Origin of the sequence: Pseudomonas sp. RIT-PI-r (assembly GCF_001297015.1) — a bacterium.
In the GTDB taxonomy this organism is placed as follows: domain Bacteria; phylum Pseudomonadota; class Gammaproteobacteria; order Pseudomonadales; family Pseudomonadaceae; genus Aquipseudomonas.
Window position 1 is genome coordinate 1019590 of the sequence record NZ_LIGE01000025.1, and the last position, 13783, is coordinate 1033372.

Annotated in this window: 15 protein-coding genes; 5 read left to right on the forward strand and 10 right to left on the reverse strand. The window is 60.5% G+C overall.

What is annotated here, in order from left to right:
* The first annotated feature begins 107 nt into the window (after positions 1-107).
* The gene (locus tag AK821_RS16270; protein WP_064390619.1) at positions 108-548 is read left to right on the forward strand and encodes a hotdog fold domain-containing protein; all 441 of its coding nucleotides are present in this window, start codon (positions 108-110) and stop codon (positions 546-548) included.
* A gap of 64 nt (positions 549-612) precedes the next feature.
* On the opposite strand, the gene AK821_RS16275 is transcribed toward AK821_RS16270, so the two are convergent.
* From AK821_RS16275 to AK821_RS16290, 4 genes are all read right to left on the reverse strand, one after another.
* Positions 613-1299: a GNAT family N-acetyltransferase gene (locus tag AK821_RS16275; protein WP_064390620.1), complete on the reverse strand. Its 687-nt coding sequence runs from the start codon at positions 1297-1299 to the stop codon at positions 613-615.
* Between the two features lie 59 nt (positions 1300-1358).
* Positions 1359-1916, reverse strand: coding sequence for a YceI family protein (locus tag AK821_RS16280; RefSeq protein ID WP_064390621.1), 558 nt, complete (start codon positions 1914-1916; stop codon positions 1359-1361).
* Between the two features lie 92 nt (positions 1917-2008).
* Complete coding sequence (locus AK821_RS16285) at positions 2009-3007, reverse strand: acyltransferase family protein (RefSeq protein WP_064390622.1); 999 nt, start codon at positions 3005-3007, stop codon at positions 2009-2011.
* 166 nt (positions 3008-3173) lie between these two features.
* Complete coding sequence (locus tag AK821_RS16290) at positions 3174-4532, reverse strand: MATE family efflux transporter (protein WP_064390623.1); 1359 nt, start codon at positions 4530-4532, stop codon at positions 3174-3176.
* Positions 4533-4690: 158 nt separating this feature from the next.
* Here AK821_RS16290 and AK821_RS16295 point away from each other — a divergent pair, with 158 nt between their 5' ends.
* Positions 4691-5260, forward strand: coding sequence for a chorismate mutase (locus AK821_RS16295; RefSeq protein ID WP_064390624.1), 570 nt, complete (start codon positions 4691-4693; stop codon positions 5258-5260).
* Between the two features lie 123 nt (positions 5261-5383).
* Entirely contained in the window at positions 5384-5863 is a 480-nt protein-coding gene (locus AK821_RS16300) for a hypothetical protein (RefSeq protein ID WP_064390625.1), read from the forward strand.
* A 73-nt stretch (positions 5864-5936) separates the two neighbouring features.
* Here the strand turns inward: AK821_RS16300 and AK821_RS16305 are convergent, their stop codons facing one another.
* Positions 5937-6272, reverse strand: a complete 336-nt coding sequence (locus tag AK821_RS16305) for a hypothetical protein (RefSeq protein WP_064390626.1) — start codon at positions 6270-6272, stop codon at positions 5937-5939.
* Between the two features lie 172 nt (positions 6273-6444).
* Here AK821_RS16305 and AK821_RS16310 point away from each other — a divergent pair, with 172 nt between their 5' ends.
* A complete protein-coding gene (locus AK821_RS16310; RefSeq protein ID WP_064390627.1) occupies positions 6445-8088 on the forward strand; it encodes a sensor domain-containing diguanylate cyclase in 1644 nt (547 codons plus the stop codon).
* On the opposite strand, the gene AK821_RS16315 is transcribed toward AK821_RS16310, so the two are convergent.
* The 3 genes from AK821_RS16315 to AK821_RS16325 form a co-directional block, all read right to left on the reverse strand.
* Positions 8089-8382: a hypothetical protein gene (locus AK821_RS16315; RefSeq protein WP_064390628.1), complete on the reverse strand. Its 294-nt coding sequence runs from the start codon at positions 8380-8382 to the stop codon at positions 8089-8091.
* A 91-nt stretch (positions 8383-8473) separates the two neighbouring features.
* Positions 8474-9562, reverse strand: coding sequence for a polyamine ABC transporter substrate-binding protein (locus AK821_RS16320; protein WP_064390629.1), 1089 nt, complete (start codon positions 9560-9562; stop codon positions 8474-8476).
* A 52-nt stretch (positions 9563-9614) separates the two neighbouring features.
* Positions 9615-10916 carry an NAD(P)/FAD-dependent oxidoreductase gene (locus AK821_RS16325; RefSeq protein ID WP_064390630.1) on the reverse strand — a complete coding sequence of 434 codons (1302 nt, stop codon included), beginning with the start codon at positions 10914-10916 and terminating at the stop codon, positions 9615-9617.
* 159 nt (positions 10917-11075) lie between these two features.
* Here AK821_RS16325 and AK821_RS16330 point away from each other — a divergent pair, with 159 nt between their 5' ends.
* Complete coding sequence (locus AK821_RS16330; protein WP_064390631.1) at positions 11076-11954, forward strand: LysR substrate-binding domain-containing protein; 879 nt, start codon at positions 11076-11078, stop codon at positions 11952-11954.
* A gap of 9 nt (positions 11955-11963) precedes the next feature.
* On the opposite strand, the gene AK821_RS16335 is transcribed toward AK821_RS16330, so the two are convergent.
* Together AK821_RS16335 and AK821_RS16340 are read right to left on the reverse strand one after the other, a co-directional pair.
* Complete coding sequence (locus AK821_RS16335) at positions 11964-12359, reverse strand: c-type cytochrome (RefSeq protein WP_064390632.1); 396 nt, start codon at positions 12357-12359, stop codon at positions 11964-11966.
* Positions 12360-12410: 51 nt separating this feature from the next.
* Positions 12411-13742 carry an aminotransferase-like domain-containing protein gene (locus tag AK821_RS16340; RefSeq protein ID WP_064390633.1) on the reverse strand — a complete coding sequence of 444 codons (1332 nt, stop codon included), beginning with the start codon at positions 13740-13742 and terminating at the stop codon, positions 12411-12413.
* Between the last annotated feature and the right edge of the window lie 41 nt (positions 13743-13783).

The window sequence follows — 13783 nt, forward strand, 5'->3', positions numbered from 1 at the left end:
AACACGCACAGGTTGACAGATTTACCGCAGACAGAATACCGTTCCGTTACAGAATCATATTCTGTTACGGAACATCATTCGGTTAATCATCTTCCGCGAGGCTTTCCATGAGTCAATCTCTTAGCATGTTCAATAGTGTGGGTGCGCAGGCCTTCAGTCAGATGGCCTGTCAGTTCGCGCCCTACTTCAGCACCATCAACCCGCTGGTGAGCGAGTTGCGCGCGAACGCGGCGACGGTGCAAGTACCGTTCCGCCGTGAGATCACCAACCACTTGGGTACCGTGCATGCCATTGCCATGTGCAACGCCGCCGAACTCGCCGCCGGCATGATGACCGATGTGTCGATCCCGGCCGGCGCACGCTGGATTCCCAAAGGCATGAGCGTGGAATATCTGGCCAAGGCGAAAACCGATGTGACGGCAGTGGCCAGCGGTGAAGGCGTGGATTGGCAAAGCGAGGGCGACAAAATCGTAACCGTCGACATTCACGATACCGAGGGCAAAAAAGTGTTCACGGCGCGGATCACCATGAACGTCAAACTCGGCTGAATCGCGGACACAAAAAAGCCCTTGCTACGGAATTCACGGCAAGGGCTTTTTCGCTGATGAGATGTCAGTGCACGGTCAGGCGCTGGCGGACAAATTCCTCGACATGGCGGCTGGTCTGATCGAGGTGGCGGTCGCGTTGTTTCTCAGCGTCGAGCATCGCGCGTTTGCCGTTTTTCTGCAGCAGATAGGTGTGGATCTGCTGCACTTCCAGCGACCGGTAAATCGGCGTGGTGTCAATAAATCCACGCAGGCCGTTGCTGCGGTAATGCCGGGTGCTCATCAATACCTGCGTTTCCCGTGAACCGATCACTTCAAAACCCAAGGCTTCGAAGTACGGGACTTTACCCACGGTGCAGGCCAGTTCCGCGTGGGGATAACGCCCGACCATTGCGCTGATCAGCGCCCGCGCCACGCCCTGACGCCGATGCCCTTCGCGCACCGCCATGTAGGCAACGCTGCACGCTTCCCAATCGCCCTGCACCGGCAGGTACAGGAGGAAACCGGTGACCTGTTCCGGGTCGTCCTCAGCAGTGGCGACGAGCAATTCCACTTCGGTGCCCTTCTCGCCGTTCAACGCTTCCAGATACAAATGCACCTCATAGCCGACCGCGTACTGATAGACGTTGTACAGCAGATTGCTCGGGCCCAGGCCCACGGCGCTGATGTCCGTCAGGTAGTCGACGACCATCTGCAGAATCTGGCTGTTGACGCCTTCCGGGCAGGGGGACTTGTAGTGGGTGATGCGTGGCATGGCGGGTGAACTCCGGCAGAAAACCGCGACATCATACCTTGTCACCCCAGCCAGCGGACTCACTGCTGTGGCGCCACCACCTTGAATTTGATCGCGATGTCCTTGGACACCACGCTGTCCGCCCACTCCCCCGCGCCGAGGCCGAACTCGTCGCGTTTGAGCAGCAACTCGCCGTCGAAAATGCCGATGGCGCTGCCCGGTTTCAATTCCACCGGCACTTGCACATCGCGGGTGATGCCTTTGAGGGTCAGTTGGCCGGCAATCAGATAACGGTTCTCGGCGAGCAGAGTGAAGTGGCTCGATTCGAACACTGCCACGGGGAATTTTGCCGTGTCGAACCACGCCGGTTTCACCAGTTCGGTGTTGGCGTCCTCGCTGCCGGCGTCGATGCTGGTGAGGTCAATCTGCAACGTGGTGTGGGCGCGGTCGAGATGCTCAGTGTCGAAATCCAGCGTCGCTTCGAACCTGGCGAAGGTGCCGTACATCCGCGTGCCCATCTGGTTGTAGGTGAAACTGATCTGACTGGCGTGGGTGTTGACCCGGGTGTACTCGACAGCCTGCGCAGCGGGGATGGCGCACAGGACAAACGCGGCTGCCAGCAGCAATCGGATCGACATGGGATTCTCCGGGCGGCGCCTGACATCGAGGGCCTCGATTGACTTAAGCAAACATCCGCCGGTTACGCCAGTGCAGGCTGGCGTGCCTGCGCTCAGACCAGGGCTTCAGCGCTGCGAACATCAGCGGCGCCCGGCCGCACACCTGTCCGAAGCCGATGGCGCAATTTCAACACTGGCCGTTCGATGCAGTAGTAAGTCAGGCCACTGCACAAAAAAGCGACCAGCAACACAGCCAGAATGATTGCTGCATCGTACGTCCCTGACCAGAAACCGTGCAGCCAGTAAATCAGCACAAAGTGATTGAGAAACACGCCATAGCTGAGGTTGCCGAGGAACTCGTCGGCTCGGTGATACTTGAGCCTGCTCAGCCAATACACCGCAGGGATACCCAGCGCGGTGCCCAGCGTCACCTCGGCGTTGTAAGGCTGGCGTTCAATCACGCCCGCCATGATCGCCACAAACAACAGCCCGGCACTGATCGCTGTCGCGGCCACCACTACCAATCCTTTGCTGTTGGCTTTGTACAGATAGCTGCCGCACAGAAACATGAACAGAACGCCCGGCAACAAGCGATAGCCATAATAATCGGTGTTGATGTAACCGAAACACGCCAGCACAAACACGCCGACAGACAAAGCGAACGCAGCGCCGCGCCACTTGAAGACAAGGAGAAAGGGAATCACCAGGTAAAAACACATCTCCAGCCCCAACGACCACGCGGGCGGCAGAATCCACAGGCTCGAAACCCCGAACATATAGAAGCCCAGCGGCACCATGGACAGGCTCGCGGCCACGCGCGGCACCGTCAGTTCGAGGTCGGGTGCCGAACCGGGCATCAGCACATGCACCACGATGCATGATGCGATGAAATAGAACAGAAACTGCGGGTACAGGCGCAGGGCCCTGTCCAGATAGAACGATGCGATTTTACCGGTTGAGCTGTAGTTGCGCTCGATCAGCGAGGTCATGACAAAACCGCTGATGATCAGAAAAGAAATCACCGCCACCACACCGGGATTGAGCCCGGCGACGGTTACGCCCATATGCGAAACGGCAACCAGCACCGCCAACAGCAGTCGAAAAGCCCCCATTTACACCCTCAAACGTCCTTATAGTTATGGCGCGTAACCTACGATGCTTTCTCCACGGATAACAGCAGAAAATCCACCCTTGCAGGAGCTGCCGCAGACTGCGATCCGTTGATCTTGTTGTTGTTACGCCGGCGCAAGATCAAAAGATCGCAGCCTGCGGCAGCTTCTACACCAGCCGCTCGATTTTCTGATGCCGCCAGACCAGCTGGTAATACAGCGTCTGCAACACCAGCATGCTCAGATACGCCACGGGAAACGCCATCCACACGCCTTGCAAACCATATTGCGCATCGAGCCAGTACGCCGCTGGCAGTTGCACGCCGACCACGCAGATGATCGCGATGGCGACCGGCACCAGCACCGTACCACTGGCGCGCATGATGCCGCCGATGATCGCCTGAAAGCCGAACACCAGCAGGCTCCACAACATGATGTGCAGCAGATGTTCAGCCATCACCCGGGTTGGCTCTTCAGTGAGGAACAGCCCGAGCAGCCAGTGCGACAGCAGATAACCCAGCACAATCAAGCCACCGGTCAGGCACACGTTGATCAACAGTCCGGTGCGCAGAATCGGCCCCATGCGTTCCAGGCGTCCGGCACCGATGGCTTGAGCGCCAAGAATCGAGGCGGTGATCGCGATCGACAGCGCCGGGAACTGCACGTAGTTGACGATCTGCGTCACCGCCCCATACGCCGCCGTCGCCTGCGAGCCGTGTTGGTTGACCAGTGCAAGGATCACCAATTCCGAAAGCGACAGCACAATCATCTGCACCCCGGTCGGCAGACCGATGCGCAGCACCTTGCCGAGAATCGCCCCATTGAGCCGCAAAGCGGCAAAGAACTCGCGGTCCGGCGCCAGCGGATGGCCGGTGCGAATCAGCCGCCACGCCAGCCACGCCATCGCCGCCAGATTACCGGCCAGCCCCGCGTATGCCGCGCTCTGAATGCCCAGTTGCGGCAAGCCGAACCAGCCGCGAATCAACGCCGGCGTCAGCGCCAGACCGACCGACGTCGACACGATCAACGCCAACAGCGGCGACAACGTATCGCTCACCCCGCGCAGCAATTGCGTAAACAGCACAAACACCAGCAGCGACGGCAAGATCCACAGCATCACATGGGCATACGCCACCGCATCATCGAGCACATCCGCCGGCGTCCCCAGCCCGGTCAACGCTTGGCGCGCGAACACACTGCCGAGCACCGCCGCGACCAGACCGATCAGTACGCCGAGCAACAGCGTCGCCCCGGCAATCGCCTTGACCATGTGCGGCTCACGCGCGCCCCACGCCTGGCCGATCAATACGCCTGCGCCGGCACCAAGGCCGATCACCAAGGCAATGAAAAAGAACACGATGGGAAACATCCCCGACACCGCCGCCAACGCCTGCGTACCGAGCATCTGACCGATGTAGATGCTGTTGACCGTGCCCGACATCGACTGCAAAAAGTTCGACAGCACCATGGGTGCGAGGAACAACAGGTAGGTGTGCCAGAGGGGTTTGACGGCAGCGGGGGTTTGCATTGACTGGAGGTCCATCTCGACGGCGGGAGGGCTAATGAAGGATAGCTTCGGTGAGTTGCGTGTGGGGTGCAATTAACATTTCACACCGACGTTTATTGTCGGCGCCCGGCTGTGGTAAATAACCGTGCACTTTCAATTTCTTCAAAGAGGCTTTGTCCATGCCCCGCTTGCCCCACGTGCTGACCGGCACGCTCTTCGTCCTCTGCGCCGCGACCGCCCAGGCAGCCCCGACAGCCAGCCAACCGCAAGCGCTGAAACCGTTACTGGAAACACTGAACGAACGCCTGAACATCGGCGATCTCGTCGCGCTGACCAAATGGGACAGCGGCAAGCCGATTCAAGACAGCCCCCGTGAAGCGCAGGTGATCGCCAACGCCCGCACGCTGGCCAGCGAACGCAAGCTTGACCCGCAAGACGTGGCGCAACTGCTCGCCGCGCAAATGGAGGCGAACAAACTGGTGCAGTACGGTTTGCTCGCCCAGTGGCAAGCCGTCGGAGCGGCGCCGGATACGCCGCGTCCGGATCTTGCCGGGCAGATTCGCCCGCAACTGGACGAACTGCAGACCCGTCTATTGCAGCAGTACGCCGAATTCACGCCCTATCGCCAAGACCCTGATTGCCCGGCATGGCTGGCCGAGGCACGCAGCGGTCTGACCAAGGATGCGCTGCATGAACTGGCGCTGACGCGTGCTACCGGGGAGTTGTGTGTTCGGGTGAAGACCCCGTAATCCGGGGGATTGGCAAACATCGTTGGCGTTGATAGTCACCATCACGCCAATGAAGTTCTCATAAAAAATCCGCGGCGTAAGATCGGCTCCAGACAAACAAACAACCTTCTGGAGCACACGATCATGAAACGCCAAACCATCCTCAGCATCGCTTTCTCGGTTTTCGCAGTTAACGCTTTTGCCGCCACCCCGGCTCACACCCTGATCGCCGAAGGCGGTTCGGACAAGCTGATTGAAAGTCGTCTGGCTGAAGGGGGTTCGGATCGTCTGATCGAACGCCGCGTTGCCGAAGGTGGCTCGGATCGTCTGATCGAGCGCCGTGTTGCCGAAGGTGGCTCGGATCGTCTGATCGAGCGCCGCGTTGCCGAAGGTGGCTCGGATCGTCTGCTCGAACGCCGCGTTGCCGAAGGTGGCTCGGATCGTCTGATCGAGCGCCGCGTTGCCGAAGGTGGCTCGGATCGTCTGATCGAGCGCCGTGTTGCCGAAGGTGGTTCCGATCGCCTGATTGAGCGCCGTGTTGCTGAAGGTGGTTCCGATCGCCTGATTGAGCGCCGTGTTGCTGAAGGTGGTTCCGATCGCCTGATTGAGCGCCGCGTCGCATGATTGAATAGTTGTACCGCACGCCCACAAAAAAGCCCGGCCTGATCAGCCGGGCTTTTTTGCATTCAACCGGGGCTTATTGCACGGTCTTGAGCTTGACCACGTCACCGGAAATCTTGGTGGTGTAACCGGTCAGAACCCAGGCCCAGAACCAGTTTTCCTGAACTTGGGTGTTGATCATGGCGTCGCCGCCCTTGGCTTTGATCGCAGCGGTCTGGGCGCGGACGAAGCGGTTGTTCTGCTGGATCGGGATCACGCCGAACAGCAGCAGGCCGGTGGCGGTGGCTTCACTGTGACCAACCACGGTGTATTGGCTGCTGTCGTACTGCTGGGTGTTCATCGGGGTGCCGGTGCAACCTGCCAGAACCGCACCGAACAGAGCGGCGGCGACTACTTTGCTGAAGTACTTCACGGTTTAACTCCATAGGAAAACGCCCGGGATCCGTCTCTCGGGCGGCGCACACCTTACCGAAAATGATGGCTCATTGGTATCAATCTCGACAAGTTTCATCCAGCACTTTGCTGGCAGCCCATCGACCATGTCGCATACCATGGCGTCACGCCAATCAAGACCGACATCGCCCATGCTCAAAGCCAGTCTGCGCAGCCACCTCACCCTCTGGTTTACCGGTTTGTCCCTGCTGACGTTGTTGAGCGTGGGCTTCTATGTCGGCCATATCGCCACCGAACAAATGAAACAGGCCAGTGGCAATGCCTTGCTCAACACCGCCCGTTCGGCCGCCTCGTTATTGGGCGAGCAACTGCGCGAGCGGCAACTGGAGGTTTATCTGCTCAGCCGCGCACCGCACCTGGAGCGCGGCGATCTGGACAACCCGGCGATTCTGAGATCGATGCAATTGCGCACCCAGGCCCGCAACGAATATGCGTGGATGGGCGTCACCGATGCTGAAGGTAACGTGCATCAAGCGGTCAACAATTTGCTGGTCGGGCAATCGGTGCAACAGCGCCCGTGGTTCCAGGCCGGCTTGCGCGGCGAATACACCGGCGATCCCCATGAAGCCGTGCTGCTGGCCAAGTTGCTGCCGGGCATGCCGAATGGCGAACCGCTGCGCTTCATCGATTTCGCTGCGCCGATTCACAATGCCGAAGGCCAGGTCATCGGCGTACTCGGTGCTCATGCGCACTGGAGCTGGGTGACGCGAATTGTCGAATCGGCGGCGTTTTCCCACAAGAATTCCGCACCGGACATCGAAGCGTTGATCGTCGATCACGACGGCAAGGTGTTGTACCCCGAAGCATTGATGGGCCAGCAACTGGCGGCGAATAATTCGCCTGCGCCGGGCTGGTCGGTGGGCGATGGCTACCTGACCAGCATGGTCACCGTGCCGACGCCATCGAGTACCGCGCTGTCGTGGTCGATTGCCGTGCGCCAACCTTTGGAAACCGCGCTGCAACCGGCACGCCTGCTACTGTATAAATTGCTGATTCTGGGTGTCGTCGCGGCGGTGCTTTTCGGTCTGGTCGCGTATTACCTGGCGCTGTACCTGAGCCGTCCGATCGAACAGCTCGCGCGTTCAGCCAAACAAGTTCAGTGCAACGAACCCGGTGCGCGTTTTCCCCTCGAGCATCCGGTGCAGGAAATTGCCCAGCTCAGCCAGTCACTGGATGCGATGACGCAATCACTGCTCGGCAAGGAGCGCGAACTGCAGGAGGCCAACGCCTCGCTGGAAGCCACCGTCGCCCAACGCACCGCCGCCCTCACCCAGGCCAACGCCGAACTGCTCAGCCTGGCCGTTCACGATGGCTTGACCGGCGTTTACAACCGTCGGCGCTTCGACGAAAAACTCACCGAGTACACGTTGCTGTCACGGCGCACCGGGCGCCCGTTTGCGCTGCTGCTGATCGACGCCGACCACTTCAAACGGATCAACGACACCCACGGCCATGCCGTCGGTGATGACGTGCTCAAGCAGTTGGCGCAGTTGATCCAGAGCAGCCTGCGCACCACCGATTTCGTCGCCCGCTACGGCGGCGAAGAGTTCGCCGTGCTGCTCCCGGAAATCGCCCAACCCGACACCCCCGAGGTCGTTGCGGAAAAGATTCGCGTGGCCATCGCCGAAGCGCACTTCCCGGTCGTCGAGCATGTGACCGTGAGCATCGGCGTCGGCCTGGCCGATCCGGCCGACAACAGCCACAGCGCACTGATCAAGCGTGCCGACCAGCAGTTGTATCAGGCAAAAGCGGCAGGCCGAAATCAGGTGGCGTGATCAGCTCTTCTTCACTTCGCAAATGCCGTTGGCTCTGTTCTTGCCGGTGTACGAGACCCCGGCCGAGCCATCGGGGTTGATGCTCAAGGAAATGGTCACGCCCGCGCCCTTGGCTTCGAAGTAGTTGTCGTTGAATGTCTTCAGCTTGCCTTCCTTGCCATTGATGTAGATCGGCCCGCCCTCATCGGCGTGGACTTCGATCTTGCCCGGGCATGTGGCGTTGAACATCGGGATTGCGGCCTGGGCCCATCCCGCGGCGAGCAACAGTGGCGCGGCCAATAACATCGACTTCATGAGATGCTCCTTGATAACGGCGGTATGCCAACCCTGTTAGCAATAGCGCAAATCATCCCGTCAGACCAGCGCCCTGTTGCCACATCCGGTCTCACGTATTGGTTTTCAACTTGGTCCACAACCGCGTGGTCAGGCGCGCGATCTTCGCTGGCAACTCTTCCACGGTGAACAGTTTTTCCAGCACGCTTTTCGGCGGGTAGATCGCTGAATCCTGCTGCACATCTGCATTGAGGAATTCATGGGCCGCCGCGTTCGGGTTGGCGTAGTGGATGCTGTTGCTGATGTTGGCGATGACTTTCGGTTCGAGCAGGTAATTCATGTACGCGTAGGCGCTTTTTTCGTGGGGCGCGCTCTTGGGCATGACCAGCATGTCGAACCATAACGTCGTGCCTTCGTCGGGAATCGAGTAAGCGATGTCGATGCCGTTTTTCGCTTCCCGGGCACTCGCCGCTGCCTGAACGATATCGCCATTGAAACCAATCACCACACAGACGTTGCCGTTGGCCAGATCGCTGATGTACTTGGACGCATGGAAATACTGGATATACGGACGGATCTTCAACAACGCCTGTTCGGCCTTTTTGTAATCGTCGGGCTCATGGCTGTGCGGTGGCAGGCCCAGATAATTGAGGGTGATCGGCAACACTTGCGTCGGGTTGTCGATAAACGCCACGCCGCACTGGCTGAGTTTCTTGATGTTGTCTTCGTCGAACAACAGCTTCCATGAACGGGTGACGTCCGTAGTGCCGAAGATGGCTTTGATCTTTTCGACGTTGTAGCCGATGCCCGCGGTGCCCCACATGTACGGAAAGCCGTATTGATTGCCCGGGTCGTTGACCTGCAGTTTCTGCATCAGCACCGGGTCGAGGTTTTTCCAGTTGGGCAACTGCGAACGGTCGAGTTTCTGAATCGCCCCGGCCTTGATCAGCCGCGACAAAAAGTGGTTCGACGGGCTGACCACGTCATAACCGGTGTTGCCGGTCATCAGTTTCGACTCCAGCACTTCGTTGCTGTCGTGAATGTCGTAGGTGGTTTTAATGCCGGTGGCCTGGGTGAAATTGGCCAGGGTGTCCGGGGCGATGTAGCTGTTCCAGTTGGAGATGTTGACGGTTTCATCGGCGTAAACCGTTGCCGATGCGGCCGCGAGCACGACCGTCAGAAAAAGTGGCTGGATGCGCATGTTCTATCACCTGAGTTGAGTGGCTTTTGTTCTTGGGTAATGGGGTGAATATTCAGATTTCTGTTCTGGCCCTGACCGCCTCCACACGCATGCGCAACATTGCGCCGATATCGAACAATGGACGCGGCGGCAACCAGCCCGGCTCGGCCCTGTGCATCACCGATTGCAGCAGCGGTGAATCGATGCCCGAGGCCAGTTCCGCCAGCAACCGTCCCCACAACGTGCCGCGCGCCACGCCGGAACCATTGCAGCCGGCGACGGCGAAAACGCCCTCCTCGACCCGATCGAAATACGCCTGACCGCTGCGGCTCGCGCTCAGGTGACCGGTCCAGGTGTATTGAATGTCCGACTCGCCGAGGAACGGAAAGCGCCGTTGCAGACCACGGACGTGATGCTGGCGGCGTAAAGTCAGTTCGCCGTTGGACAGGTCGCGCGTGCGGTATTCGGCGGTGTTGCGGATCATCACCCGACGATCCGGGGTGAGCCGCACCGTCGCCCCCAGCGGTCGGGTCGACAACACGCCCCACGGCTCAACCGCACCGATGGCCTGAAACTCCTGTTCGGTGAGGGGCCGTGTGAGGCTGGCGCTGAGTTCCATCGGGAACGTCGCGGTGTCAGCGATTCCGACCCTGGGAACAAAGGCGTTGAGGCAGACCAGCACTTGTTTCGCCTCAATGCTGCCGTCTACCGAATTGGCGCGCAGGCGTCCATGGCTCAGGCGTTCAAGACCGCTGATGTCTGTGTCCTCGTACAGCGTAATGCTGCCCGGCAAAGCGTTGAGCAAACCTTTCACGTATTTGGCCGGTTGCAGCAACGCGTTGCCTTGGCCGCACCAGATCGCCGCTTGGTAATGACAGATACCGAGTTTTTGCGCCAACGCCGCGCCCTGAAGAAATTCCGCCCGCGCCCCAAGGGCCCGCAGCGTGGCCAGTTTGGCGTCGACGTGGTCGAGTTTGGCGCGGTCGTTGACGGCGAAGTAATAGCCGCTGTCCCGAAAGTCGCAGTCGATGGCATGCCGGGCAATGCGTTGGCGCACTTCGTCGCTGGCCGCGCGGGAAATGGCGGTATCGACTTCAAATCCGGCAAAACCCGGCTCGCCGATCAATTCGCTGTGCGCCGGGTGTTCATGGGCCACGACGAATCCCGAGTTGCGCGCCGAAGCGCCCTGCGCCGCCCGCTGCCGATCCACCACGATAATGCGCGCCTGCGGATGCAATGCGGCCAGCGTATGCGCCGCGCTGAGCCCGGTGATGCCAGCGCCGATCACCAGCCAGTCAGCCTTTTGCGCGCCGCTCAGGCGAGCGCCTTGCGGTGCGCTGCCGGCTTGCGCGATCCAGCCACATACATTTTCCATGCTCCACCTCTTCGACTGTCGTTCTGCGCCTTGCTTCTGCTGATTCGGCATGCGTGAATCGCATGCACCGCTTGAGAAGATCGCGACCAGAGCTAGAATTTATAAGGTCTTCGCCAAACCGACCAACGCTATAAAATCATCGAGCCATTCGGAAAACGCATGGATAACATTCGTCACATGCCCTCCCTGCCAGCCTTGCAGACGCTGGTTGAAGTCGCCCGTTGCGCCAGCTTCACCAGCGCTGCGCAGACCCTGTGCCTGACGCAAAGCGCGGTGAGCCGGCAAATCCAACAACTGGAAAACCACTTCAAGGTGGCCCTGTTCATGCGTACCAGCCGCAGCCTGCGCCTGACCCCGGAAGGCGAACTGGTACTGGCCAGCGCCCGCAGCATCCTTGAGCAACTGAAAACCCTCGAAGAACGCCTCGCGCCACAAAAGCGCCCGTTTCGCATCCGCATGCATGTGTCGCTGGCGGTGCGCTGGTTACTGCCCAAGCTCAGCGATTTCTATCTGCGCCACCCGGAAATATCGCTAGCGATTGAAACAGTGGCGACTGAAGTGGTGGAGCCGGCGAGCGACAGCGATGCCTACATTCTTTACCTGCCACAGCCGTCGAGCGACGCGGCGTGCCTGACGCTGTTCGAGGAAACCCTGGTGCCGGTGTGCTCGCCGAATCTGGCCCATGCACCGCGCTCGATCGAAGAATTGCAGCGCTTTGCCTTGCTGCACCGCTCGGCGGATCGTCAGGCGTGGATCGAATGGCTGGCGGCCAACGACGGTCAGCCGCTGGAGGATTACCGGCACATTCCGTTCAATCTGGATGAGTTGGCGCTGGGCGCGGCCGCACGCGGCTTGGGCGTGGCGGTGACTGACATGACGCTGGCAGCGGAGTCGATCGAGCGTGGCGTGTTGCGGGTGCCGTTTGGGGAGCCGTTGAAGACTGGAGGGGTTTACGCGTTGTGCCCGCAGCCGGGCTCGGCGGCGCATCCGGGGTGCAGTTCAGTCATGCAGTGGTTTGCCGATCAGGCTCAGACTTGAGCCGCAGTTTTATGGCGCAGTGGCTTGAAAGCTCTGCAGATAGGCCAGCAAGTTTTCCACCTTCTCCTCGTCACTCAGCCCCCAGAAAATCATCCGTGTGCCGGGCACTACGCCTTTCGGGTCTTTCAGGTACGCGATCAGCGTTTCGCGGTTCCAGGTCAGCCCCGAGTTTTTCATCGCATCGGAATACACATAGTTCGCCGGGGTGCCGGCCGGGCGGCCGATGATGCCGTGGAGCTGCGGGCCGAACCCCGGTCGCGCCGACTCGCCGACCTGATGGCAGCCACCGCACAGGCGCGGGAAGATTTTCGCCCCGGCTGCGGGGTCGCCCGCCGCGTGAGTGAGCGGGCTGAACAGCGCGGCGGTTAACGTCAGGGCGAGGGACAGGCGTGCGGAGTTGTTCATCGAGGGTTCCGGATCGGCGTGAATCGGGCGGCGCAAGGGTAGCATTTGTTTTTACAGGTAAGCGCCGATGATCTGCCTGACCGTGGTCAAGGCCTGGCGCAGAACCGCCATGTCCACCGAACCCAGCGCCAGACGAATCGCATGGGGCACATGCACCGATACGGAAAACGGCTCGGCGGGGGGGACGGGAATCTGCTCGTGCATCAACGCCACCACGATCTGATCGGCGCGCACATCTTCTGGCAATGGCAACCACAGAAAATACGAAACCGGATGGCCGATGTACGGCAATCCCTTCAGCACCTTGGCCGCCAGTGCTTGCCGTGCCTTTGCATCGTTGCGTTTCTGCTCTTCCAGCACGCTGACCGTGCCGTCATCGAGCCAGCCACAGGCAATGGCCGTCATCACGCCGGGGGTGTTCCAGGTCGTGGCGCGGATGATGCGCTCCAGCGCCGGCACTGAAGGTTCAGGCGCGGCGATGAAGCCGACGCGCAAACCGGTGGCGATGTTCTTCGAAAGGCCGGACACGTACACGGTGCGCTCCGGCGCCAATTGCACCAACGGCGGCGGTGGATTTTCTACGAGAAACGCGTAGGCCGCGTCTTCGATGATGGTCAGATCATGCTGTCGGGCAATCGCCACCAACTGTTCGCGCGCTGCCAACGGCATCACCCAACCCAACGGATTGTGCAGGGTCGGCATGCTGTACACGGCGCGCACCGAGCGGCTGCGGCAGAGTTTTTCCAGCGCCTGCAGATCCGGCCCGTGCGCGCCGACCGGGATCGCCACGACCTCCAGATGCAGCGCTTCAGCCAGCACTTTGAAACCGGAATAGGTCAGCGCATCGGCAGCAATCACATCACCGGGTTTGAGCAACGCCATCAACGTCACCGCCAACCCTTGCTGGGCGCCGTTGACGATCAGCACTTGCGCGGCATCGACCTGCACGCCGCGCGCGAGCAGATGCCGCGCCACCGAAGCACGCTCATGGGCGCGACCGGCGTGGGGCTGATATCGCAGCAGCGCTTCCAGGTCCCCGGACAACGCCAGTTGCCGCAACGCTGTGCGCAATAACTCTGCCTGACCGGGCAACGACGGGTAGTTGAAGTTGAGGTCGATCATGCCCACCGCGACGTCTTTCTGATCGATGCCCTGCCCCGGCGACAACACGGTTTCGCGCACGAAGGTGCCGCGCCCGGTTTCGCCGCTGACCAGCCCCATCGCTTCCAGCTCGGCATAGACCCGCGACGCAGTGACCAGCGCCAGCCCCTCCTGCGCCGCCCGTTGCCGGTGGGTCGGCAAGCGCGGGCCCGGCGCCAGACGCCCGCAGCGAATGCCTGCCGCGTAGGCATCCACGATGGTCTTGTAGCGCGAACGCGGCATGCGAGATGTATCCATGACAATTTTTTGATTGTGCTGATTCT

Excerpts from the sequence above, each read along its gene's own strand:
- AK821_RS16280 (WP_064390621.1), bottom strand. The coding sequence starts at position 1,916 with ATGTCGATCCGATTGCTGCTGGCAGCCGCGTTTGTCCTGTGCGCCATC.
- AK821_RS16290 (WP_064390623.1), bottom strand. The coding sequence starts at position 4,532 with ATGCAAACCCCCGCTGCCGTCAAACCCCTCTGGCACACCTACCTGTTG.
- AK821_RS16270 (WP_064390619.1), top strand. The coding sequence starts at position 108 with ATGAGTCAATCTCTTAGCATGTTCAATAGTGTGGGTGCGCAGGCCTTC.
- AK821_RS16340 (WP_064390633.1), bottom strand. The coding sequence starts at position 13,742 with ATGCCGCGTTCGCGCTACAAGACCATCGTGGATGCCTACGCGGCAGGC.
- AK821_RS16320 (WP_064390629.1), bottom strand. The coding sequence starts at position 9,562 with ATGCGCATCCAGCCACTTTTTCTGACGGTCGTGCTCGCGGCCGCATCG.
- AK821_RS16300 (WP_064390625.1), top strand. The coding sequence starts at position 5,384 with ATGAAACGCCAAACCATCCTCAGCATCGCTTTCTCGGTTTTCGCAGTT.
- AK821_RS16315 (WP_064390628.1), bottom strand. The coding sequence starts at position 8,382 with ATGAAGTCGATGTTATTGGCCGCGCCACTGTTGCTCGCCGCGGGATGG.
- AK821_RS16335 (WP_064390632.1), bottom strand. The coding sequence starts at position 12,359 with ATGAACAACTCCGCACGCCTGTCCCTCGCCCTGACGTTAACCGCCGCG.
- AK821_RS16275 (WP_064390620.1), bottom strand. The coding sequence starts at position 1,299 with ATGCCACGCATCACCCACTACAAGTCCCCCTGCCCGGAAGGCGTCAAC.
- AK821_RS16295 (WP_064390624.1), top strand. The coding sequence starts at position 4,691 with ATGCCCCGCTTGCCCCACGTGCTGACCGGCACGCTCTTCGTCCTCTGC.
- AK821_RS16310 (WP_064390627.1), top strand. The coding sequence starts at position 6,445 with ATGCTCAAAGCCAGTCTGCGCAGCCACCTCACCCTCTGGTTTACCGGT.
- AK821_RS16285 (WP_064390622.1), bottom strand. The coding sequence starts at position 3,007 with ATGGGGGCTTTTCGACTGCTGTTGGCGGTGCTGGTTGCCGTTTCGCAT.
- AK821_RS16330 (WP_064390631.1), top strand. The coding sequence starts at position 11,076 with ATGGATAACATTCGTCACATGCCCTCCCTGCCAGCCTTGCAGACGCTG.
- AK821_RS16325 (WP_064390630.1), bottom strand. The coding sequence starts at position 10,916 with ATGGAAAATGTATGTGGCTGGATCGCGCAAGCCGGCAGCGCACCGCAA.